23 protein-coding genes are annotated in these 21961 nt (G+C 75.6%); 8 read left to right on the plus strand and 15 right to left on the minus strand.

Annotated features, from left to right (window positions below; all coding sequences use genetic code 11):
- Positions 1 to 2 precede the first annotated feature (2 nt).
- Positions 3 to 1046: an extracellular solute-binding protein gene (locus ND486_RS03705; protein ID WP_251782822.1), complete on the minus strand. Its 1044-nt coding sequence runs from the start codon at positions 1044 to 1046 to the stop codon at positions 3 to 5.
- Between the two features lie 123 nt (positions 1047 to 1169).
- Here ND486_RS03705 and ND486_RS03710 point away from each other — a divergent pair, with 123 nt between their 5' ends.
- The 5 genes from ND486_RS03710 to ND486_RS03730 all read left to right on the plus strand — a co-directional run bounded on the left by ND486_RS03710 (position 1170) and on the right by ND486_RS03730 (position 6681).
- Positions 1170 to 1832 carry a response regulator transcription factor gene (locus tag ND486_RS03710; RefSeq protein ID WP_251782823.1) on the plus strand — a complete coding sequence of 221 codons (663 nt, stop codon included), beginning with the start codon at positions 1170 to 1172 and terminating at the stop codon, positions 1830 to 1832.
- Complete coding sequence (locus ND486_RS29545; protein ID WP_251782824.1) at positions 1829 to 3136, plus strand: ATP-binding protein; 1308 nt, start codon at positions 1829 to 1831, stop codon at positions 3134 to 3136. The genes ND486_RS03710 and ND486_RS29545 overlap by 4 nt, the downstream gene beginning before the upstream one ends.
- Before the next feature lie 90 nt (positions 3137 to 3226).
- On the plus strand, positions 3227 to 5188 hold the full coding sequence (locus tag ND486_RS03720; RefSeq protein WP_251782825.1) for an MFS transporter: 1962 nt from the start codon (positions 3227 to 3229) through the stop codon (positions 5186 to 5188).
- The gene (locus ND486_RS03725) at positions 5181 to 5807 is read left to right on the plus strand and encodes a TetR/AcrR family transcriptional regulator (protein WP_062394636.1); all 627 of its coding nucleotides are present in this window, start codon (positions 5181 to 5183) and stop codon (positions 5805 to 5807) included. Before ND486_RS03720 ends, ND486_RS03725 begins: the two co-directional genes overlap by 8 nt.
- 31 nt (positions 5808 to 5838) lie before the next feature.
- The gene (locus ND486_RS03730; protein WP_251782826.1) at positions 5839 to 6681 is read left to right on the plus strand and encodes an alpha/beta fold hydrolase; all 843 of its coding nucleotides are present in this window, start codon (positions 5839 to 5841) and stop codon (positions 6679 to 6681) included.
- 32 nt (positions 6682 to 6713) lie between these two features.
- Here the strand turns inward: ND486_RS03730 and ND486_RS03735 are convergent, their stop codons facing one another.
- The 11 genes from ND486_RS03735 to ND486_RS03785 all read right to left on the minus strand — a co-directional run bounded on the left by ND486_RS03735 (position 6714) and on the right by ND486_RS03785 (position 17278).
- On the minus strand, positions 6714 to 7568 hold the full coding sequence (locus tag ND486_RS03735; protein ID WP_083474056.1) for an ABC transporter permease: 855 nt from the start codon (positions 7566 to 7568) through the stop codon (positions 6714 to 6716).
- A 4-nt stretch (positions 7569 to 7572) separates the two neighbouring features.
- On the minus strand, positions 7573 to 8421 hold the full coding sequence (locus ND486_RS03740; protein WP_083474055.1) for an ABC transporter ATP-binding protein: 849 nt from the start codon (positions 8419 to 8421) through the stop codon (positions 7573 to 7575).
- A gap of 47 nt (positions 8422 to 8468) precedes the next feature.
- Positions 8469 to 9497: an ABC transporter substrate-binding protein gene (locus tag ND486_RS03745; RefSeq protein ID WP_251782827.1), complete on the minus strand. Its 1029-nt coding sequence runs from the start codon at positions 9495 to 9497 to the stop codon at positions 8469 to 8471.
- The gene (locus ND486_RS03750; RefSeq protein WP_251782828.1) at positions 9494 to 10609 is read right to left on the minus strand and encodes an amidohydrolase family protein; all 1116 of its coding nucleotides are present in this window, start codon (positions 10607 to 10609) and stop codon (positions 9494 to 9496) included. Before ND486_RS03750 ends, ND486_RS03745 begins: the two co-directional genes overlap by 4 nt.
- Positions 10606 to 11736, minus strand: coding sequence for an amidohydrolase family protein (locus ND486_RS03755; protein ID WP_251782829.1), 1131 nt, complete (start codon positions 11734 to 11736; stop codon positions 10606 to 10608). Before ND486_RS03755 ends, ND486_RS03750 begins: the two co-directional genes overlap by 4 nt.
- A complete protein-coding gene (locus tag ND486_RS03760) occupies positions 11733 to 12173 on the minus strand; it encodes a Rieske (2Fe-2S) protein (protein ID WP_062394627.1) in 441 nt (146 codons plus the stop codon). The genes ND486_RS03755 and ND486_RS03760 overlap by 4 nt, the downstream gene beginning before the upstream one ends.
- Positions 12170 to 12607: an aconitase X swivel domain-containing protein gene (locus ND486_RS03765; RefSeq protein ID WP_062394624.1), complete on the minus strand. Its 438-nt coding sequence runs from the start codon at positions 12605 to 12607 to the stop codon at positions 12170 to 12172. The genes ND486_RS03760 and ND486_RS03765 overlap by 4 nt, the downstream gene beginning before the upstream one ends.
- The gene (locus tag ND486_RS03770; RefSeq protein WP_251782830.1) at positions 12604 to 13884 is read right to left on the minus strand and encodes an aconitase X catalytic domain-containing protein; all 1281 of its coding nucleotides are present in this window, start codon (positions 13882 to 13884) and stop codon (positions 12604 to 12606) included. Before ND486_RS03770 ends, ND486_RS03765 begins: the two co-directional genes overlap by 4 nt.
- Before the next feature lie 55 nt (positions 13885 to 13939).
- A complete protein-coding gene (locus ND486_RS03775; RefSeq protein ID WP_251782831.1) occupies positions 13940 to 15247 on the minus strand; it encodes an FAD-dependent oxidoreductase in 1308 nt (435 codons plus the stop codon).
- An 85-nt stretch (positions 15248 to 15332) separates the two neighbouring features.
- A complete protein-coding gene (locus ND486_RS03780; protein WP_251782832.1) occupies positions 15333 to 16283 on the minus strand; it encodes a LysR family transcriptional regulator in 951 nt (316 codons plus the stop codon).
- Positions 16284 to 16294: 11 nt separating this feature from the next.
- Positions 16295 to 17278, minus strand: coding sequence for an AraC family transcriptional regulator (locus ND486_RS03785; RefSeq protein ID WP_251782833.1), 984 nt, complete (start codon positions 17276 to 17278; stop codon positions 16295 to 16297).
- Positions 17279 to 17359: 81 nt separating this feature from the next.
- Between ND486_RS03785 and ND486_RS03790 the strand changes: the two genes are divergently transcribed.
- Positions 17360 to 17809 carry a pyridoxamine 5'-phosphate oxidase family protein gene (locus ND486_RS03790; RefSeq protein WP_251782834.1) on the plus strand — a complete coding sequence of 150 codons (450 nt, stop codon included), beginning with the start codon at positions 17360 to 17362 and terminating at the stop codon, positions 17807 to 17809.
- Between the two features lie 33 nt (positions 17810 to 17842).
- Here the strand turns inward: ND486_RS03790 and ND486_RS03795 are convergent, their stop codons facing one another.
- Positions 17843 to 18421, minus strand: a complete 579-nt coding sequence (locus tag ND486_RS03795) for a hypothetical protein (RefSeq protein WP_251782835.1) — start codon at positions 18419 to 18421, stop codon at positions 17843 to 17845.
- 313 nt (positions 18422 to 18734) lie between these two features.
- On the opposite strand from ND486_RS03795, the gene ND486_RS03800 reads away from it, so the two are divergent.
- Positions 18735 to 19307: a L,D-transpeptidase gene (locus ND486_RS03800; protein ID WP_251782836.1), complete on the plus strand. Its 573-nt coding sequence runs from the start codon at positions 18735 to 18737 to the stop codon at positions 19305 to 19307.
- A gap of 23 nt (positions 19308 to 19330) precedes the next feature.
- On the opposite strand, the gene ND486_RS03805 is transcribed toward ND486_RS03800, so the two are convergent.
- Positions 19331 to 19945, minus strand: coding sequence for a DUF4234 domain-containing protein (locus ND486_RS03805; RefSeq protein WP_251782837.1), 615 nt, complete (start codon positions 19943 to 19945; stop codon positions 19331 to 19333).
- 169 nt (positions 19946 to 20114) lie between these two features.
- Entirely contained in the window at positions 20115 to 20627 is a 513-nt protein-coding gene (msrA, locus tag ND486_RS03810; RefSeq protein WP_073575069.1) for a peptide-methionine (S)-S-oxide reductase MsrA, read from the minus strand.
- Positions 20628 to 20752: 125 nt separating this feature from the next.
- Here msrA and ND486_RS03815 point away from each other — a divergent pair, with 125 nt between their 5' ends.
- Positions 20753 to 21925, plus strand: coding sequence for an acyl-CoA dehydrogenase family protein (locus tag ND486_RS03815; RefSeq protein WP_251782838.1), 1173 nt, complete (start codon positions 20753 to 20755; stop codon positions 21923 to 21925).
- The last annotated feature ends 36 nt before the right edge of the window (positions 21926 to 21961 follow it).

A 21961-nucleotide genomic window follows, 5' to 3' on the forward strand; every position in this document is an offset into this window, starting at 1 on the left:
GGTCAGAGCAGCCCGACCTGTGTCATGAGCTGCGTCGTGCCGTCGAGGTCCTCCAGGTCGGCCAGGTCGAGCCGCGGCGCCCGCAGGTCGGCCAGCGCGGGCATCCCCGCGGGCCCGGCGACGCCCGCCACCAGCGGGTACTCGCCGGTCTCGCGGGCGAAGTACTCCTGGGCCTGCGGCGACACCAGGAACCGGAGCAGCTCCCGGGCCTCGGTGGACTCCGCGGCCCCGGCGAGGACCCCGGCGCCGGTGACGTTCACCAGCGCGCTGGCGGTGCCGGGCGCGCCGAACTTCAGCGCGGTGTTCGCGGGCGGGGTCTCGGCGGCGGCGACGTAGTAGTGGTTGATGAGCCCGACGTCGACGACGCCGCTGTCCACGGCCTCCAGGATCGCGGTGTTGCGCGGGAAGACCTGTACCTCGTTGGCGCGCAGTCCCTCCAGGAACGCGCGGGCGGCGTCGTCGCCCTCCTGGACGCGCAGCGCGGTGACGAAGGCCTGGAACGAGGCGTTGGTCGGGGCGATGCCGACCCGGCCGCGCCAGCGCGGGTCGGTGAGCTCGGTGACGTCGGCGGGGACCTCGGCCTCGGGCACCCGGGTGTTGTAGGCCGCGACCCGGACCCGGCCGGTCAGCCCGGTCCAGGTGCCGTCGGTGGCGGTGTAGGGCGCGGTGACCGCGCCGCGCACCTCCTCGGGCAGCGGCGCGAAGGCGCCCGCCCCGGCCAGCGCGCCCAGCGCGCCGGCGTCCTGGGAGAGGAACACCTGGGCGGGGGTCGCGGCGCCCTCCTCGGCGAGCTGCGCGGCGAGCTCGGTGGTCGAGCCGTAGCGGGTGTCGACGGTGATCCCCGACTGCTGCTGGAACTGCGCCAGCAGCGGGCCGACCAGGTCCTCCTCCCGCCCCGAGTACAGGGTCAGGGTGCGCGGCCCGTCGCCCGCCGCCGGGGCCGGGTCGGCCGGGGCACCGCCGCAGCCGGCCACGAGCAGGGCGGCGGCCAGGACGGTGCCGGTGAGCACGCCGCGCCGGGTCGGTCGGGTCGTCGATGGGGTCACGTGGTCCTCCGGGGTGCATGGGGGATCCGCCCGGTTCGCCGGGTCGGTCCCTTTTCGAGCGAGGGGAGGCTAACCTCTGGCGAGGACGTCCTGATCTCCCGAGAATTGAGGGGGTGCGCGCAGGTGCTGCGGGTGCTGCTGGTCGACGACCACCGGTCGTACACCGACCTGCTCGCGCTCGGCCTCGCCGTCCACGGTGACGCGGAGGTCGTCGGCGTCGCGCACGACGCGGCGGCCGCCCGGGCCGCCCTGGCCGGCGGGGACCCCCGGCGGGCGCCGCAGGTCGTGGTCCTCGACGTGCGCCTGCCCGGGGGCGGCCTGACCCTGCTCGGCGACGTCCACGCCGCCGGGGCCCGCGCCCTGGTGCTCACCGCGCACCCGCGGCCCGGTCCGGCCCGCGAGGCCCTCGAGGCGGGCGCGGCCGGGTTCCTGGGCAAGCAGACCCCGCTGGCGGGGATCGTCGCCGCCGTGCGGACGGTCGCCGCGGGCGGCACCGCGCACCCGTCCGCCGCGGCGTCCGAAGCGACCGGGGCGACCCTGCCGCGGCTGACCCCACGCGAGCTCGACGTGCTGCGCGGGCTGGCCGGGGGCCACGACGTCACCCGGATCGCCGCGGCGCACCGGCTGTCGCCGCACACCGTGCGCGACCACGTCCGCGCGCTGCTCGGCAAGCTCGGCGCCCGCTCGCAGCTGGAGGCCGTCGTCGCCGCCGAGCGGCTCGGGCTCGTCGCCCTGGACCCCGGGGGCGAGCCGGTCCCCCGGGCCGCCGGGCAGCCCGTGCCGTGAGCGCACCCGGTACCGCGGGCCCGGACGTCGTCGCCGGTCCGGACCGGCGGCTGCTGGCCCGCACCCTGGCGCGGCACGCGGTCGTCACCGCCGCCGCGGTCGCGCTGGTGTGTGCGCTGGTCGCCGCCGGGGTCTGGTGGCTGGCCCACGCCGAGGCCGAGCGGCGCGCCGAGGAGGTGTCGCGACGGGTGGCGACGGCCGTCGTCGTCGGCCTGGCCGACCGCGACCTCGCCACCGCCGGGACCGCCGGGCGCGAACGGCTGCTGGCGGACCTCGCGCCGTTCCGGGCGACCGGGATGGTCAGCCGGGTCAAGGTGTGGCTGGTCGAGGGCCCGACGGCGCGGCTGGTGTTCTCCGACGAGGCCCGCATCGAGGGTCTGACCCGCCGGTTCGATCCCGTCCTCGCCGCCCGGCTCGACGGCGGCGCCGCGGTGGTGCTCCCCGTCCCCGACGACGGCGAGCACCGCTACGAGCACGGCGACGGGCTCCGCGAGGTCTTCCTCGGTTTCACCGACGGTGCCGGGCGCCCGGCCCGGCTGGAGGTCTACGTCCCGGTCGACGTCGACGGGGCCACCGCGCACGCCGTGGGGCTGCTGCTGCCACCCGCGGTGGCCGGGATGCTGCTCGTCGCGGCCGCGGTCCTGCCGCTGTCGGTGGCGCTGGCGCGGCGGCGCGAGCGCGAGCGGACCGAGCGCCGCGACGCCGCCCTGTACGGGCTGGCCGCCGGCGAGCTCGCCCGCCGCGACCTGGCCCGCCGCCTGCACGACGACGTGCTGCCGACCCTGGCCGGCGCCGGGCTGATGCTCGACCTCGCCCCGGCCCGGCCCGAGCTGCTGGACCGGGCCCGGGCCACGGTCGGCGACGGCGTCGTCCGGATCCGGTCGGTGCTCGACGCCCTGCACCCGGCCGACGTCGACGCCGCCGGTCTGCCCGCCGCGCTGGCCGCGCTCGCCGCCGGCGGCGACCCGCCCGCGGCAGTCGTCACGACCGGGGACCCCGCCGGGACACTCGACGACCGCGGCGCGGTCCTGCTGCACCGCGTCGCCTCGGAGCTGCTGCGCAACGCCCGCGCGCACGCCCGTGCCCGCACCGTCGAGGTCGGCCTGCACGTCGCGGCCGGCCGGGCCCGGCTCACCGTGACCGACGACGGCACCGGTTTCGACCCCGCCCGCGGCCCGGCGCCCGGCCACATCGGGCTGCTGCTCGTCCGCCGCGCGGTGGCCGACGCCGGCGGGACCCTGGAGGTCCGCAGCGCGCCGGACCGGGGCAGCACCGTCACCGTCGTGCTCCCCCGCCGCGGCTGAGCCGGCCGCCGCGCCGCATCGGTGCACGGTGTGCGCCGACGCACGTTCGGCAAAGTTGCACAGTCTGCATCTTTGGGCCAGACTCGTTGCGTGACGTCAACTACCCGCCCCGTGCGCACCCCCGAGGAGGCCGCGGCCCACCGCCGCGACGTACTGCTCCCCCTGACCGGCCTGCTGATGGCGCTGTTCGTCGGCGTGCTGTCCAGCACGATCGTGTCGAACGCGCTGCCCCGGATCCTGGGCGACCTCGGCGGGACCCAGGCCGAGTACACGTGGGTGGTCTCGGCGTCACTGCTGGCGATGACGGCCTCGACCCCGATCTGGGGCAAGCTCGCCGACCTCTACTCCAAGAAGCTGCTGGTCCAGGCCGCGATCGGGATCTTCCTGATCGGCTCGCTGCTCTGCGGGCTGGCGGTCTCCACCGGGCAGCTCATCGGCTTCCGGGTGCTGCAGGGCCTCGGCATGGGCGGGCTGCAGGCGCTGACCCAGGTCGTGATCGCGGCGATCATCACCCCGCGCGAGCGCGGCCGCTACATGGGCTACCTCTCGGGGATCATGTCGATCGCCGTCGTCGGAGGTCCGCTGCTCGGCGGCATCATCGTCGACTCCCCGCTGGGCTGGCGCTGGTGCTTCTTCGTCGGCGTCCCGCTGGCCGCGCTCTCACTGCTCGTGCTGCAGCGCACCCTGAACGTGCCCACCCCCGTCCGCGCCGACGGCGAGCGCCCCAGCATCGACTACCTGGGCGCCACCCTCATCGCCGCCGCGGTGTCGGCGCTGCTGCTGTGGACCTCGCTGGCCGGCAAGCAGTTCGGCTGGGCCTCGCCGACCTCGTTCGGCCTGATCGGCGCCGGCCTGGTGCTGCTGGTGGGCGCGATCGTCGTCGAGCGACGGGCCAAGGACCCGGTCGTGCCGCCGTTCCTGTTCCGCGACCGCACCGTCGTGCTCGCCACCGTCGCGAGCCTGTTCGTCGGCGTCGCGATGTTCGGCTCCACCATCTTCCTGTCCCAGTACTTCCAGCTCGCCCGGGGCGCCAGCGCCACCGAGGCCGGACTGCTCACCCTGCCCATGATCGTCGGCATGTTCGGCGCGTCGAACGTGGCCGGCCAGCTGATCACCCGCACCGGCGTCTGGAAGCGCTACCTCGTCGGCGGCGCGGTCTCGCTGACCGCGGGCCTGGCGCTCGGGGCGGCGGTCATCTCCTCGACCGCGCCGTACTGGCTGGTCGCGGTCGCGATGGCACTGGTCGGCATCGGCGTCGGCACCACGCAGCAGAACCTCGTGCTCGCCGTGCAGAACACCGTCGCGCTGCGGCACATGGGCGCCGCGAGCTCCACGGTGACGTTCTTCCGCTCGCTCGGCGGCTCGGCCGGCGTCGCGGGGCTGGGCGCGCTGCTCGCCTCCGTGGTCGGGTCCCGGACCGCGGCCGGGCTGGCCGACGCCGGCGTCGACGGCGGGGCGGCCGTCGGCGGCGGGCAGGTGCCGCACCTGGCCGACCTGCCCGAGCCGGTGCGCTCGATCGTCATGGAGTCCTACGGCCACGCCACCTCGATGATCTTCCTGGTGGCCGCGCCGCTGGCCTTCCTGGCCCTGCTGGCGATCCTGGCCCTGCGCGAGGTCCCGCTGCGCGACACCCTCGACATCGCCAAGCCCGCCGACCCTGCGGCCGGTGCCCCGGCCACCACCCCGGCCCCGCCGACCGGTCCGGTGCTGCACGGGTTCGTGCGGGCCGACGGCGCCCCGGCGGGCGGCGCCGTGCTGACCGTCCTCGACAGCACCGGCGACGAGCTCGGCCGCACCCGCGCCGACGCCGACGGGCACTACCGGATCTGCGTCGCCACCGGCATCGTGTCCACCGTGTACCGCTGGGAGGGCCGTCCGGCCGCGCGCCGGGTGACCGTCGGCGCGGACGGGCTCCGACTCGACGTCGACCTGTCGGCCGGCACACCCGCCGACGGCACCACACGCACCGCCGACGGACATCCGGGCCGGCACGAGCTCGTCTCGGTCATCGAGGCGCCCGAGCGCGAGCGGACGGGGGCCGACCGTGGCTGAGCAGGCCGCCCCCGGGCGTCGCGAGCGCAAGAAGGCCGCCACCCGGGCCGCGCTCGCCGGCGCCGCACTGCGGCTGTGCAGCACGCACGGCCCGGACGCGGTGACCGTCGAGCAGATCGCCGACGCCGCCGACGTCGCGCCCCGCACCTTCTTCAACTACTTCACCTCGAAGGAGGAGGCGGTCGTCGCGGGCTACGCGTCGTCGGCGGACACCCTGCTGACCGCGTTCGCCGCCCGCCCCGACGACGAGCCGGTCACCGAGTCGCTGCGGCACGCGCTGCGCGCCGTGGTCACCGACCCCGGCTACCTCGACCGGGTGCAGGCACTGCGGGCGCTGCGGGGGCACCCGACGATCGTCGCGCACCAGATGGCCGCGTTCGCCGCCCAGGAGCGGGCGCTGGCCGACGCCGTCGTCGCCCGGACCGGGTCCGACCCGGCCCGCGACCTCTACCCGACCCTCGCCGCGGCCGCCGCGGTGACCGGGCTGCGCGTCGCGGTGCAGCACTGGCTGGGCGACCACGGCACGGACCCGCGCTCGCCGTCGCTGACCCAGCTGGTGGACGAGGCCATGGCCGTGTTCGACGCCGGCCTGCGCGCCCTGGCGGGGGCCCCGGCCTGACCCGGCGGGCGGCCGGGAGAGGATCACCGGCGTGCCCGTCACCACCGTCCTGGACCGCCCGGCCCCGGCACCGCTGGAGCTGACCCTGCACCCGGTGCCCGACCCCGGTGCGCCCGTGCTGCTGGTCGTGCCCGCGATGGGGATGCGGGCGTCGTTCTACACCCCGCTGCTGGGGGCGCTGGCCGACGCCGGCGTCGCCGCCGCGGTCACCGAGCTGCGCGGGCACCAGGCACGCCCCGCTCCCCCGCCCGGGCGCCGCCACGACTTCGGCTACGACGACCTCGTCGGCGACCTCGCCGCCGCCGTCGAGGCGGTGCACACCGAGCGGCCCGGCGCGCCGGTGTTCGTCGTCGGGCACAGCCTCGGCGGGCACCTCGCCACCGCGTACGCCGCACGGCACCCCGACCGCGTCGACGGTGTCGCCCTCGTCGGGTCGGGCAGCGTCGACTGGCGGGTCTGGGGGCCGGCCCACCTGCTGCGGACCCAGGCCGTCGTGGCCGCGGCGATGCTGATCGGGCACTTCCCGGGCGACCGGGTCGGCTTCGCCGGGCGGGAGGCCCGCGGGCAGATGCGCGACTGGGGCCGGTGGGCCCGCACCGGGCGGCTCGCGTTCGGCACGCCGCGGGTCGACCACACCCCGTCGATCGCCGCGGTGCACCTGCCGGTCCTCGGGATCGGGTTCGAGCGCGACGGGCTCGCCCCGCCCGCCTCGGTCGACGCGCTGCTGGGCATGTTCGGCGCGGCCACGGTGACCCGCCACCGGCTCGACGTGCCCGCGGCACGCCCGCACGTCGGGTGGGCCCGCGAGCCGGCCGCACTCGACGTCGTCGTACCGCTGCTGACCGGCTGGGCCCGCGACGCCGCCGGGGCGTGACCCCGGCGGCGTCGGCGTGCGGGCGCTGCGGCTCAGACCCCGGTGTTCACCGACTCGTGCCACGGGATGACCAGGCGTTTCGCGGTGGTCACCATCAGGTAGAGCAGTGACCCCAGCACCGCGAGCAGCACGATCACCGCGAACAGACGGGGCGCGTCGAGGGCGTTGAGGCTCGACACCACCAGGTAGCCGAGCCCGGCGCTGCCGCCCAGGTACTCACCGACGATCGCGCCGATCACCGAGAACACGATCGCGACCTCGGCGCCGGCGAACACGTACGGCAGGGTCGCGGGCAGCTCCAGGTTCCGGAACGTCGCCCAGCGCGAGGCGCCCAGCCCGGTCATGACGTCGCGGTGCCCGCGCTCGACCGAGCGCACCCCGAGCATCACGTTGAGCATGATCGGGAAGAACGCGAGCAGCCCGGCCATGATGATCTTCGAGGTGGGGCCGAAGCCGAACCAGATCACGAAGATCGGCACGAACGCCACCTTGGGCACCACCTGCAGCGCGACCAGGGCGGGCTGCACCGCGCGGCGCAGCCACTCGATCCGCCCGAGCAGTGCGCCGACGCACACACCGGCGACGAGCGCGGCGCCGAACCCGACGAGGACCTCGAGCAGCGTCACGCCGATGTGGCCCCAGATCGCCGGGTCGGCCAGCAGCTCCCCCAGCGCGCCGACGACGGCGGCCGGTGCGGGCAGGATGAACTCCGAGACCCCGACCACCGAGACGGTGAACTGCCAGGCCCCCACGAGCAGCAGCAGGAGCACCGGCCCGGAGATCCACGGCAGGCGCCGCAGCCAGGGCGACTCCTTCTCGGGGCCGCCGGGGTCGGTGACGGGGGTGGCGGGGTCGGTCGCCGGAGCGGGCCGTTCGGTCGTGGTCATCGGTTCAGTCCTCCCGGTCCAGCTCGGTGCGCAGCCCGGCGACCAGCGCGCCGAACTCCGGTGTCGTCTCGGTCGCCGCGGACCGCGGCCGGGGCAGGTCGATCGTGGTGATCGACCGGATGCGTCCCGGGCGCGGGGTCAGCAGCACGACCCGGTCGGCCAGGAACACCGCCTCGGGGATCGAGTGGGTCACGAACACGACGGTGGCGCCGGAGACCGCGTGGATCTGCTGCAGCTCCAGGTTCATCCGGTCGCGGGTCAGGGCGTCCAGCGCACCGAACGGCTCGTCCATCAGCAGCACCGACGGGTCGCAGGCCAGGGCGCGGGCGATCGCGGCCCGCTGGCGCATGCCGCCGGACAGCTCCCGCGGGTAGGAGTCCTCGAACCCGCCGAGCCCGACCGTGGCGCACAGCTCGGCGGCCCGGGCGCGACGCTCGGCACGCGGCACCCCCCGCAGCTTGAGCGGCAGCGCGACGTTGTCGGTGATCGTGAACCACGGGAACAGGTTCGCCTCCTGGAACACCAGGCCGAACTCGGCGAAGACCGCGTCGTCACGACGGCCGGCGGCCCACGCGGGCCGTCCGCCCGCCTCGACCAGCCCCGCGGACGGGGCGAGCAGGCCGGACAGGATCCGCAGCAGCGTCGTCTTGCCGCAGCCCGAGCGCCCGACCAGCGAGACGAACTCGCCGCGGGCGACGTCCAGGTCGATCCCGGACAGTGCGCGCACCTCCCCACGCCGGGTCGGGTACACCTTGTCCACACCGGACACCCGCAGGCCGACCGCGCCCCCGGTCGGGGCCGCGTGCACCCCGGAACGGGTCGCCGTCGCCTGGGTCGCTGTCTCCTGGGTCATGCTCGTCTCCTGCTCCGCTGCCGGGGACCGTCGTGTCGTCGGGGTGCTCATCGGGCGCCCTCCGTGCCGTTGAGGCCGGCGTCGAGCCACTGCGCCGGGTCCAGGCCGGCGGGGACCTGACCGACCGAGGACACCTCGTCGTAGGTGGCCTGCCAGCGCTGCGGGGAGATGCCGGTCGGGCCCTGGCCCGCCGCGTAGCCGTCGACATAGGAGGCGAGCGCGGCGCGGGCGACCTCGGGCCGGTCCAGCGCCGAGACCTGGTACTTCGAGCCGATGAGCTGCATCGTCTCAGCGAAGCCGCCTCCCTCGTCGGCGGTGATGAACGCGGTGGCGTCGGCGATCGCCGCGAGGTAGCGGCGCAGCTTGTCCTGCTCCTGGGGGTCGGTGGCGGTGGCCTTCGAGGTGGCGTAGATCTGCGACCCGGCGGAGATGGCGTCGTTGGGGTCGTAGACGACGGCTTCGGGCCGGGTCGCCTGCAGCAGCATCGCGGTGTCGAGCGAGACGATGAACGCGTCGACGCGGCCGGTGTTCACCAGGTCGAACACGCCGGGGCTGAGCCCGACGACCTGGCGGCGCAGCTCGGCGGGGGCGATCCCGGCCGACCCGGCGACGAGGTCGAGGGTGATCGAGCTGGTGCCGCCCTCCGACGGCGTCCCGACCAGCTTGCCGCGCAGCTGCGCGGCGTCGGTGACCGGCGCCCGCTGCGAGGAGACCAGACGCAGCGGCCCGTTGTGCACCACGCCGCCGATCGCGACCAGCGGTGCGCCGCGCTCGCCCGCGGCGACCATCGTCTCGATGTCGCCGATCCGGGAGATCTCCGCGGACCCGGCGAGCAGGGTCTGGATGGCCGGCGCCGAGCCCTGGGTGGCCTCGAAGGTCACGTCGAGACCGTGGGCGGCGAAGAAGCCCTTGGTGTCGGCGATCATCTCGGCGGCGTAGCCGAGCGACTCCATCGGCAGGATGTTGAGGAAGGTGATGCGGTCGCGGCCGTCCTCACCGCCGCCCGCGCCGCATCCGGCGAGGACGAGGCAGGCGGCGAGCAGGACCGCGGCGAGCCGGGTCGTCGTGCGGGTCATCGGGGGACCTCCGGTGCGTGCTGGGTCGACGCGAGGGACGGCGCGGGTGCGGCGACGGTGTCCGTGCCGCGGTACCACGCAGCGGCGTTGTGGTGGGTGACCGCGGCCCGGGCGGCGGGGTCGAGGGCGGCGAGGAGACGGGCCACCCCGTCGCCGTGGCGGTGCGGGTGGTCACCCGCGTAGAGCAGGAGCCCGGCGGCGCCCAGGACGTCCAGGGCGTCGTGCAGCTCGCCGGGGTCGCGCGGCAGGTGGACCGGCGCGGTGGTGAACCGGACCTGCCCGCGGACGTACTCCGACGGCATCCGGTCCACCCACGGCACCTCGCGGCGGATGCCGCGCCACTCCTTGTCCAGGCGCCACAGCAGCGGCGGCAGCCAGGACGAGCCGCACTCGGCGACGGTCACCCGCAGCCCCGGCAGAGCGCCGAGGGCGCCCTCGGCGACCAGCGACACCAGCTGGGACTGGGCGACCTGCCCGTGGGACAGGTAGTCCTGCAGGTAGGTGTGGGTGAACCCGGTCGTGGTCGGGGCGCTGCCGACCCGGCCCCAGGCGTGCAGGGTGACGACCAGCCCGGCCGCGGCGGCCGCGGCGAGGACCGGCCGGAACACCGGGTGCCCCCAGCGCAGGTCGTGTCCGCGCACCGGGAGCAGCACCTGCACGAAGCGCGGGTCGTCCGCCCAGCGCTCGATCTCGGCGACGGCCGCGGCCGGGTCGCCGAGCGGCACCGCGACCGAGCCGCGGGCGCGGGGCTCGTGGTCGAGGAACCGCTGCGCGGTCCAGGTGTTCACCGCCCGGCACAGGGCGGCCTCGAAGGCGTGGTTGCGGCTGACGTCGAACGCGGTGGTGCAGGTCAGGACCGCCGTACCGACCCGGCCGCCCCCGGGTGCGGGCGCGTCGAGGACCGCGGCACGCAGGGCCGCGACGTCGTGCGGGGCGGGCCCGTCGACCAAAGCGGGCGGGTAGGCGCCACCCTGGACGGGGTCGGCGCGCAGGGCGGCGCCCGCCGCGTAGTCGCGCCAGTACGGGCTGAGCAGTTCCGCGAGGTCGGCGAACGACGCCGGCGCGACGTGGGTGTCGGCGTCGAAGAACTCCTCGGGCGGGTCGGCGCTCATGCCTCGCTCCCGGGCAGGGTCAGGCCGTAGAGGCGGGCGGCGTTGGCGGCCGCCATCGGCCGGCGCAGCGCTGCGGGCAGCACCCGCAGCGCGGTGATCGGATCGTCGAAGTCCCAGTGCGGGTAGTCGGAGGAGAACAGGATCCGGTCGGTCATCCCGGTCTGCTCCCAGGTCGTCGCCAGGTGCGCGGGCACCGGCGGCTCGTCGATCGGCTGGGTGGTGAACCACACCCGCTCGCGCACGACCTCCGACGGCGGGCGGGTCAGCCACGGGACGTCGTCGCGGCACAGCTCCCAGGCGTCGTCGAGCCCCCAGAGCAGCGACGGCAGCCAGGACACCCCGCCCTCGACGAGCACGAACTGCAGGTCCGGCACCGCCTCGAGGACGCCGCCGGCGACCAGCCCGGTCAGCGCGACGGCGACGGCGTTGCCGTACCACGCGTGCTGCTCCAGGTAGAACGACGGCCAGCCGTCCCCGCGGTGGCCCTCGGTGCCGCCGAGGTGGATCGCCACCGGCAGCCCGTGCGCGGCGGCCACGGCGTAGATCGGCCGGTACTTGGCGTCCGACCACGGCAGGAACGTGCCGCTGGGGAACAGGACCTGCACGAACCGCGGGTCCGCGGCGCGGCGCTCGATCTCGGCGACGGCCTCCGCCGGCGACTCGTGCGGGATGCAGATGCTGGCCCGCAGCCGCGGCTCGGGGTCGAGCCAGTCGGTGACCAGCACGTCGTTGTACGCGCGGCACAGCGCAGCCGCGAACGCGGGCTCCTCGGCGCCCGCGGTGTGGCCCTGCATCGGGATGAGCACCCCGGCGACGACGTCGTAGGGGTCGAGCAGCTGGCTGCGCATCAGGTCCAGGTCACTGCCCGGGGGCCGGACGGCGCTGCCGGGCGGGCCCGCCTCGGGATGGGAGTCGCGGCGCATGCCGCCGTGCCGGACCCGGGGGTAGACCGCGGGCGGCGGCGCGCCGCGCAGCCCGAAGCGCAGGAACCGGCGCCGCCAGGGCTCGGGCAGCGCGGCCGCGAGCCGGTCGGCGGTGACGACCGGGTGGATGTCGGCGTCGACGATCGGGGTCCGGGCGCGACGCCGGGCGGGGGCCCGGCCGGTGACGGGTGCGGTGCTGGTCATGACGCCTCCTCGGTGGTGGGACGGCGGCCGGTGTCGACGACCACCCAGCGGTCCTCGACGGTCACCTCGAAGGTCTCGGCGGTGTACGGACCGGGTGTCATGCCCGGCGGACCCGGCTCGACCGACGCCGGGAGGCTGCGGGCGGGCGCGTCGCCGGGCTGGTAGGAGAGGCCGGTGCGCACGTCGTACTCCCAGCCGTGCCAGGGGCAGGCGACGAGCACGTGGCCCTCGTCGAGCCGCACGTCCGAGGGACCGGTCGCCACCGGGGCCCCGGCGACGGAGCCGCGGCACAGCGGGCCGCCCTGGTGCGGGCAGTGGTCGGCGAGGGCGTAGTAGTCGTCGCCGACCCGGAAGACGCCGATCGAGCGGGTGCCGACCCGCACGACGCGGTGCTCGCCGGGGGCGAGCTCGTCGGCGGGCAGCACGGCGAGCCTCACGTCCCCTCCCCCGCCCTGGCCAGCAGCTCGACCGTGCCCGCGGTGGCGTCGAGCCGGATGCGGTCGCCGGTGCGCAGCACCTGCACCGGGTCGGCGTCGAGGTCGGCCAGGGCGGGGACGCGGGTGACGACGGCGCCGAGCGCGGCCTTCGTCGTGGTGACCGTGAAGACCATCCCGAGCGGGGCGGTGCCGAGCAGCCGGGTGCTCTGGAAGAACGCCGACCAGCCCGAGGACCCCTTGGCGCCGGGGAACACGAGGATCTTCCCGGTGAAGCAGACGCCCTGCAGGGCGTGCCGGGCCTCGACGATCGTGCCGGTCGCCGGGTCGATGCCGCCCCAGCCGGAGATGGTCTCGGGCGACACCAGCGCCTCGCCGGTGACCACGCCGGGCACCACGGTCCGTCCGCGCAGGACGGTCCCGACCGTCGCGGTCATCGCAGCTCACCCGACCAGCGGCCGGTGACCGCGGCCTGCACGCAGTCCTCGGTGGTGCCGAACCACGCCTCGATCCCGAGGATCGCCGGCAGGTAGTGGGCCTGCTTGGCAGAGTCGGTGGCGAACACCCGGGTCCCGGGCGGGGCCAGGCGGGACATCGCCGGGCAGGAGTCGGTGAGGACCTTCGCGCCGGCGGCCTCGATGACGGCGGTGTAGCCGCTGCGCTCGGCCACCGCGGCCAGCGCCCGCGGCGCCATGATCCACAGCGAGGTGCCGTCGTGCAGCCTGCGGCCGTCGAGGAGCCGGGCGACGTCGCGGATCTGGTCGAGCGAGGCGTGCGGGCAGCCGAGCAGGACGAAGTCGACCTGCGTGCTCGTGCCCTGGTCGTTGAGCCGGGCGTAGGTGGCGGCCCGCTCGGCGGCGCCGTAGACGACCGCGTCGGCCGGGACACCGCCGCCGAACGCGGCCTCGACCGTCGGGGCCTCGGGGGTGACGCCGGGGACGTGGTACATCTCGACCCCGCCGGAGGAGGCGGCCGCGGCGCCGAAGTGCTTGAGGTCGGTGAGGTCGGGCAGGGCGAGGTCACCGGTGACGACCGGGCGGGCCTCCTGCACGACGTCACCGGTGAAGTAGCCGAGCAGGCCCCAGTCGAGGAACCCGCCGACCGGGGTGTCGACCCGGACCAGGTGGGTGCCGCGCCGGTGCTCGTCGTGGTGGTTGCCCCAGCACGGGACGCGCCCGGTGAGGCCGGCCGCGCCGGTCGACGCGGTGCCCTCGCAGTTCGTGCGGGCGCCGAGCACCGAGTTGGCGTAGACCACCGCGGAGGACTCCATCCAGGCGCAGTGCTCGCCGCGGACCGGGAGGTTCCCGACCTGGTACGGCGTGCAGGTGGCGAGGATGGAGACGCCGCGCCGGCCGTAGAAGGTCTCCGCGTCGGCCTGCAGCTCCACGAACTGCGCCGGGTACGGCGCGACGGCCGCCGCGTCGGCGCCGAAGCCCTGCTGGAGCTGGCAGGTGGGCACCGCCATCGGCGGGATCTCGTGGGTCTCGTCGCTGTCGAGGTTGATCACCGAGAAGGCGCGGTCCCAGCCGCCCTCGGCGACGAGGCGGGCCTTGAGCGGGGAGGGCTGGGTGGCGGTCCCGGCCACGTTGCGGACCGAGCAGAGCCGCTCGGCGTCCAGTGCCTCGGCGTAGCGGGTGAGCAGGTCCATCGCGGCGGCGACGGCGGGCCCCTCGGCCCCGTCGAGCATCCTGCGGTCGTCGTCGGTGAGTATCACGGGGCGCCTCCGGGCATCGTTGCCTGTCTCCTCGTGGTGGTGGCGGTGGGACGGGTCAGTCCCCGACGTTCTCCCGGATCCGGTCGGTCAGGGCGTCGGAGGGCACGTCGTGCAGGCTGCCCTGCGGTCCGGCGAGGTCGAGGGCGTGCGCGGCCGCGTGGCCCATCGCCGCGCACGGCCCCATGACGCGCACGCTCGACAGCGCCGCGGCGTCGCCGTCGATGCAACGGCCCGCGGCGACCAGGTTCGACGCGGCGGGCGGCAGCATCGAGCGCAGCGGCACGTAGTGCAGGTGGTCGGCGTCGAAGGTCTCCCAGACGTAGCCGTCGGGGCTGTCGTGCAGCTCGATCGGCCAGGCGGTGCGGGCGACGGCGTCGTCGAAGCGGACCCCGGCGCGCACCTCCTCGACGGTGAGCTGGTGGGCGGCGGCGATCCAGCGGGTCTGGCGGCGGCCGGGCAGCCCGTAGGAGCGCACCGTGGCCTTGCCGAACACCTCGGGGAACTCCGCGCGCAGGAACTCGACGACCCGGTCGGCCTGCGCCTTGCCCTCCAGCTGGGCCTCGGCGGCGGCGATCGGGTCCAGCGGCGCCTCGATGTGGGTCATGTTGAGCACCGCGGTGTCGCGGCCGGGGAAGTAGAAGGCGAGGCCGTCGCGACGGAGCAGGCCGTACTGGTCGGCCTTGGCCGCGACCCGGGCCGCGAGCTCGCCGGGCTCCGGTGCGGCACTGGTGTCCAGGTGCTCGACGACGAGCTGCTGGCTGCCGTAGATCTCCCGGTCGGGCAGCCGGCACTCCAGGCCCGCGGCCCAGGCGAGCGCGGCGTCGCCGCTGGCGTCGACGAACCCGGCCGCGGTGACGTCGACGGCGCCGTAGCGGGTGGCGAAGCGGGCGCCGAGGACACGGTCGCCGTCACGCTCGACGCCGGTGAGGGTGGCGTTGGTGAGGACCCGGATGCCGTGGGCACGGACGGTGTCCTCGACCCAGCGGCCGAGGCGCACCTCGTCGTAGCCGACGGTGAGGGTGTGGCCGGTGCGGCGGAACAGGTCCCCGCCGGCCTCGAGGTCGGCGAACATGGTGTCGAACAGGCCGTGGGTCAGCTGCCGGAACTCGGGGCCGTTGCCGTAGACCCCGCAGAACAGCCCGATCAGCGAGTTGACCATCTGCCCGCCGAGGACGGGGGCGGCGTCGACGAGGACGACGTCGCGGCCGAGGCGGGCGGACTCGACGGCGGCGGAGAGCCCGGCGATGCCGGAGCCGACGACGCAGACGTCGGCGGTCACCGCGTGCTCGGCGGGGTCGCCGGCGCGCAGTGGGGCGTCCCGGATCACGGTGTGGACCGGCAGGGGCGTCAGCGGGTGAGGCATGGCTCACACACTAGGAACGGCGCGCGCCGCCCCGGAAATAGAACGTTCGCCTGCCGGACCATCGACCGGACGAATAGTCGCAGCTCTACAGGGTGGCCGACAGTTCGACGATGAGCTCGCGGAGCCACCGGTGGGCCGGGTCCGGGTCGAGGTCGGTGTGCCACCAGAGACGCTCGCGGATCGGTCCGGGATCGCCCGGGCAGGGCAGCACGACCAGCCCGAGGCGGTCGGCGACCTGGCGGGCGAGCCGCTCCTGCAGCAGCGCGACGCGGTCGGTCCCGGCGACCAGGTAGGGCACCGACAGGTAGCTCTCCACCCGCACCCTGATGTCGGGTTCGACCCCGAGCCGGGCGAGCTGGCGGGTCATCGGCGCGGCCGCCGACATGCCGCGGTCCGGGGCGAACGGCACCACCCAGGGCATTGCGGCGAGCTCGTCGAGGTCCAGGGTCGGGTCCGGCCCGGCGGCGACCGGGTTGCCGGCGTCGACGACGCAGACCCAGCGGTCGTCGAACAGGGCGGTGGAGCGCAGCTCGGGCCGTTCGAAGCGGGCGGCGGGCGGGGCGATGAGGCCGTCGATGAGCCGTATCGTCTCGCCGATGTCGGCGGAGAAGGACTCGCGGACCAGCCGCAGCCGCAGCTCGACGCCGGGGGCGCGCCGGGCCGCCGCCGCGGACAGCGCGGGCCCGAGCACGGCGACGGTGTAGTCGGCGACGAGCAGGGTGAACCCGCGCCGGGCGCTCGACGGGTCGAAGCCGTGGCCGGTGCCGAACAGCCGCTCGGCGGCCGAGCAGACGCCCTCGACCTGCTCGACGAGCTGGGCGGCGAGCGGGGTGAGGACGTAGCCGCCGGGGTGGCGGGACAGCAGGTCGTCGTCGAAGTGACGGCGCAGCCGGGACAGGGCCGCGCTGGCGGCGGGCTGGGAGATGCCGATGCGGGCGGCGGCGCGGGTGACGTTGCGTTCGCGCAGCAGCTCGCGCAGCGAGACGAGCAGGTTGAGGTCGAGGTTGGCCAGCCGGACCGTCGGCGGGGTCGTCACGGCGCCGCAGGCTAGCCGCTCACCCCGTCCGGAGCATCCACCCGGTCACCGTGCCGTGCGCGCTGCCGCTCACCCCGGCGGAACGCGCTCGGGGTGACGCCGCGGACCCGGGTGAAGGCCGCGCTGAAGCCGAACGGGTCGGCGTACCCGACCCGGCGCGCGATCCCGGCCAGCGTCGCGCCGGGCTCGGCGAGCAGCAGGTCCGCCGCCAGGGTCATCCGCCAGCCGGTGAGGTAGGTCAGCGGCGGCTCGCCCACCCGGTCGGTGAACCGCTTGGCCAGGGTCGCCCGGGACACACCGGTGGCGGCGGCGAGCCCGGCGACGGTCCAGGCCGCGGCGGGGTCGGCGTGCAGGAGCCGCAGCGCCCGCCCGACCACCGGGTCGTGCTGGGCCGTCCACCACCGCGGACGGCTTCCGCCGGGCCGGTCGAACCACTCGCGCAGGGTGCAGACCAGCAGCCAGTCCAGGAGCCGGTCGAGCACAACCTGCTGACCGGGGGCGTCGACGGCGACCTCGGCGGCCACGTGGTCGAGCACCGTGTCCCCGCTGCCGCCGGCACCGACCCGCAGGACCGGCGGGAGCGAGTCGAGCAGCCGGGCGCCGACCTCGCCCCCGGCCGGGGAGGCCCCGGTGATCAGGGTGCTCGCGTCGCTGCCCGGCGCCGGCGCCGGGTCGTGCCAGCCGAGCCGGTGGCGGGTGCCGCCCTGGTCGGGCGTCGCGCAGTCCACGCCGCAGACGATCGGCTCGGCCGGGGTGCCGACCTCGTCGACCACGTGGAAACCGGCCGGGCCGCGCACGACGGCGGTCTCCCCCGCGGCCAGCCGCACCGGGTCGGCGCCGGGGACGAGGATCCACCCCGCGCCGGTCAGCATGGCGCACAGGGTCAGCGGTGCGCCGTCGACGAAGTGCAGCGACCAGGGCGGGGTCAGGGTGGTGCTGCCGAACAGCGAGCCGTGCGACCGCAGCCCGCGGACCAGGTCACCGAAGGGGTCCACCGCACCGAGGTTAGACGACCGGACAGGAGTTCCGGCGTCTCACCCATGTCGTCGTCCGCGCCGAGGTGGTGTCGTGGACCCATGCCCACCACCGACACCCCCACCACCGACAGCCGCACCGCTCTCACCGACGACGACCGCGTCTTCCTCGCCCGCCCGCTGCACGGCTTCCTGAGCGTCGCGGGCGGCCCGGTGCCGCCGCAGCCCCGCCCGGTCTGGTTCGAGGCGACCGACGACGGCACCGTGCAGCTGTTCACCGGGCCGGAGTCGCTGCACATCCGCCGCAGGCGCAGGGACCCGCGGGCCTCGCTGGTCGTCGCCGCGCCGGTCGGGGAACGCGAGCGCTGGGTCGCGGTCGACGGCTCCACGACCGTCGAGACCGACGGGGCACACGCGCTGGCGCAGCGGCTGGCGCAGCGCTACTGGGACCTCGACGACCCCGCGCGCGCCGCGGACCTCGCGGCGATCCTCGCCGAGGACCAGGTGCGGCTGGTGATCCACCCCGAGCGGGTGCGGCGGCTGATGTTCTGACCCCGGCCCGACCGGCCGGCCCGGGCGCCCGGCTCAGGGGGTGCGACGGCCCGACCACGCGGGTTCGACAGCCGCCCAGTCCTCCGCCCAGGCACGGGCGAACGCACGCCCGTTCCAGGCGAAGACCAGCCGCCCGGCGACCCACACCACGGCGGCCCACACCACGGCGGTGAGGAACCCGGCGGCGACGGCCACCGTGACGGCGTCGGCGGGGGTCGACGGCGGCGGCGCCAGCCGGCCGTCGGTGCCGACCCAGGCCGGCACCCGGTCACCGACGTCGTGGACGCCGGGCAGCGTGCTGCCGCCCGAGTGCGGCAGCCCGTCGGGGCCGGTCCAGCTCAGCGTGAGCGACTGCTGGCCGGTCTGCAGGTCGCCCACCGCGCTCGCCCGCGCGGTGACCGTCGCCGCGACCGGCACGCGCTCGCGGGCCTCGACCGCGCCCCGCTCCAGGACCGACCCGTGGGCCGCGGCACCGGCGAGCCACGCCACGACCAGCCCGCAGGCGGCGAGCAGCCCGAGCACCACCGCGAGCAGGTCCTCGCGACGGGACGCCCGACGACGGAGCCGGTCAGCGGGTCCCGGCTCGGAGCCCGGCGGGTCGGCTGCGCGCATCGTTCCTCCTGGGGTCGGTCACGACGGATCCTCCCCACCACCGCGGGTGAGGGGGCGATCACCGAGGACTACCCCCGTTATCGCCCCGTGACATCCCCCGGGACGGAGATCACGCCCACCGGACGCCGTGCGGTCCCCTTCCGTACCCGGGCGGTCGGCCGCGCAACGATCCGCCGCCGGGCCCGCCACCCACCCGTTCGCCGTGCACCGCAGCCCATTCGCCGCCGCGGGGCGCGCCCGGGCAACCGCGGCACTCCGACGGGCGTCTGCCCCGATGTCACCCGGGTGGGTGATCTGTGACGTGGAGGTGGGCATGTCCCGGACCGAGCGGCTCCGTCGCCGTCGTGGCGTTCTGGTGACCGGGCTCGTGCTCGTGGCCGGGGTGGGGCTGGGTGGCACCGCGATCGCCACCGCCGACCCGGAGCAGAGCCGGGTCGCCACACAGGCCCACGCCGAGCCCGCCGTCCCCGGGACACCGTGCGCGGCGTCGGTGCGGGCGTGCGTGGACCTGGAGACGCGGCAGGCGTGGCTCGTCCGCGACGGGAAGGTCACCGGCGGACCGTTCCGGGTCACCACCGGGGGCGAGGGGAAGGCCACCCCGGTCGGGCACTCGTTCCGGGTGTACCGCAAGGAGGCCGACCACCGCAGCGGCGAGTTCCCCGGCCCGGACGGCCGCCCGGCGCGGATGCCGTGGTCGGTGTTCTTCGCCGACGGCGGGATCGCCTTCCACGGCGGCGACCTCAGCCGCGAGTCGGCGGGCTGCGTCAAGCTCGGCGCCCGCGACGCGCAGCGGTTCTTCGACACCCTGCAGGTCGGGGACAAGGTGCAGGTCGTGAACGGGTCGGTGGAACGCAGGCACCGCGCGGAGGCCCACGGCCGGGCCTGAGCCGCACCGACCCGGTCCGCGGGTCAGCCCGGCAGGACGATCCGGGTGCCCTCGGGCGCCCGGTAGGCGTCGACCACCCGGTTCAGCTCGATCTGGTAGTAGAGGGTCTGCAGGCCGAACACGAAGCACAGCAGCAGTCCGACGACCGGGCTGCAGGTGACGGGCAGGCCCGCGGAGCGCTGGCTGTCGGCGATCCGCTGCCCCGTGTTGTAGAACGACACGAGCGGCGCCACGACCGTCCAGCCCAGGAACAGCAGCACCAGCAGCGGCCCGGCCACGGGCACCTGGCGGCGCGGGTCGAACTCCGCCATCTCGCGGTGGATCCTGTAGTACCAGACGAGCCCGTAGATGCCGAGGGTGATCAGCGGCAGGCCGAGCCACACCGCGACCGGGTTGCGGCGCTTCATCGCCAGCCCGACCGGGGCGTGCGGCGGCGCCGCGAGCTCGCCGGGGCGCCACGGGTCGAGTCCCGTGCCCGGGCCGCTGTGGGGACCGGGCGCCGGGTGGGCCTGCGGCCCCGGAGCTCCGTACCCGGCGGGTGCGCCGTACCCGGCGTCACCGGCGGGCGGGGGTCCGACCGGCTGCGGACCGGCGGGGTGGAGCCGGTGCGGGTCCGACGGGTGATGGGGCTGGGTCATCGGCGGGGATCCGATCTGTGCGGAGGAGCGACGCGGGCGACCCGCGTCCGTCCCCGGCGACCTCGCCGTCCGCGAGCCGGTCGTTAGCCCCGTCCGGCGCAGACCACGCCGGACCGGCCCGCGACGTCGGGTCGCGGGCCGGTCCGGATGTGGTGGGAGCGGTGGTGGGTCAGCTCGTGCTGGCCGCCCGCCGCGGCAGCACCCAGTTCGGGCGCGGGAAGTGGCAGGTGTAGCCGTAGGGGAACTTCTGCAGGTAGTCCTGGTGCTCCGGCTCGGCCTCCCAGAAGTCACCGGCCGGCTCGACGTCGGTGCTCGCGCGGCCCGGCCAGAGGCCGGACGCGTCGACGTCGGCGATGGTGTCCAGGGCGACCGCCTTCTGCTCCTCGCTCGTGTAGAAGATCGCGGAGCGGTAGCTGCGGCCGATGTCGTTGCCCTGCCGGTCCTTCGTCGACGGGTCGTGGATCTGGAAGAAGAACTCCAGGATCTCGCGGTAGGAGATCCGCTCCGGGTCGAAGACGATCTCGACGGCCTCGGCGTGGTCGCCGTGGCGCCGGTAGGTCGCGTTCGGGGTGTTCGGGTCGCCGGAGTAGCCGACCCGGGTGGACACGACGCCCGGGCGCTCGCGGAGCAGCTCCTGGACACCCCAGAAACACCCACCGGCGAGGATCGCGGTCTCGGTCATCAGGCTTGAACCTCCCTGTATCGGGTCTCGACGGCTACAACGGTGCGGGCACCGCCGATGTTCCGTCGCGCACGACGGGTCTCCCGGTCTCGCGCCGGCCCCGCCGATGACCGATGCTCACACACATGGGAGCGGGCGCGGAGGAACTGACCACCGAGGAACAGGCCGTCGTGGAGACGGTGCGCGACTTCGTCGACCGGGACGTCCGCCCGGTGGTGCGGGAACTGGAGCACGCGAACACCTATCCCGAGAAGCTCATCGAGCAGATGAAGCAGCTCGGGATCTTCGGGCTCGCCGTTCCCGAGCCGTGGGGCGAGGCCCCGGTGTCGATGCCCTGCTACGCCCTGGTCACCGCCGAGCTGGCCCGTGGCTGGATGAGCCTGGCCGGCGCGATGGGCGGGCACACCGTCGTCGCGAAGCTGCTGGTCGCCTTCGGCACCCGCGAGCAGCAGGACCGGTACCTGCCGCGGATGGCGACCGGTGAGCTGCGCGCGACGATGGCCCTGACCGAGCCCGGCGGCGGCTCGGACCTGCAGGCCATGACCACCCACGCCCGCCGCGACGGCGACCACTACGTGATCAACGGGTCCAAGACCTGGATCACCAACTCGCGGCGCTCGGGGCTGATCGCGCTGCTGTGCAAGACCGACCCGGCTGCCGAACCGCGCCACCGCGGCATCTCGGTGCTGCTGGTCGAGCACGGACCCGGGCTCACCGTCTCCCGTGACCTGCCCAAGCTCGGGTACAAGGGCGTCGAGTCCTGCGAGCTGTCCTTCGACGACATGCGGGTGCCCGCCGACGCGGTCCTCGGCGGTACCGAGGGCCGCGGCTTCGCCCAGATGATGAAGGGCCTGGAGACCGGCCGGATCCAGGTCGCCGCGCGCGCACTCGGCGTCGCCGACGCCGCGCTGGCCGACTCCCTGGCCTACGCCCGGGAACGCGAGTCGTTCGGCAAGCCGATCTGGCAGCACCAGTCGGTCGGCAACCACCTCGCCGACATGGCCACGAAGATCACCGCCGCACGGACCCTGATCCTGCACGCCGCCCGGCGGTACGAGTCCGGGCAGCGGTGCGACATGGAGGCGGGCATGGCGAAGCTGTTCGCCTCCGAGACCGCCATGGAGGTCGCCCTCGACGCGGTGCGCATCCACGGCGGCTACGGCTACTCGACCGAGTTCGACGTCGAGCGGTACTTCCGCGACGCCCCGCTGATGATCGTCGGGGAGGGCACGAACGAGATCCAGCGCAACGTGATCGCCGCCCAGCTCGTCAAGCGCGGGGGCCTGGAACGCTGGTGAGCCCTCAGCCCACGCACAGTCGGCACACATCGGGGC

The organism is Pseudonocardia sp. DR1-2, assembly GCF_023717215.1.
Lineage (GTDB): Bacteria > Actinomycetota > Actinomycetes > Mycobacteriales > Pseudonocardiaceae > Pseudonocardia > Pseudonocardia alni.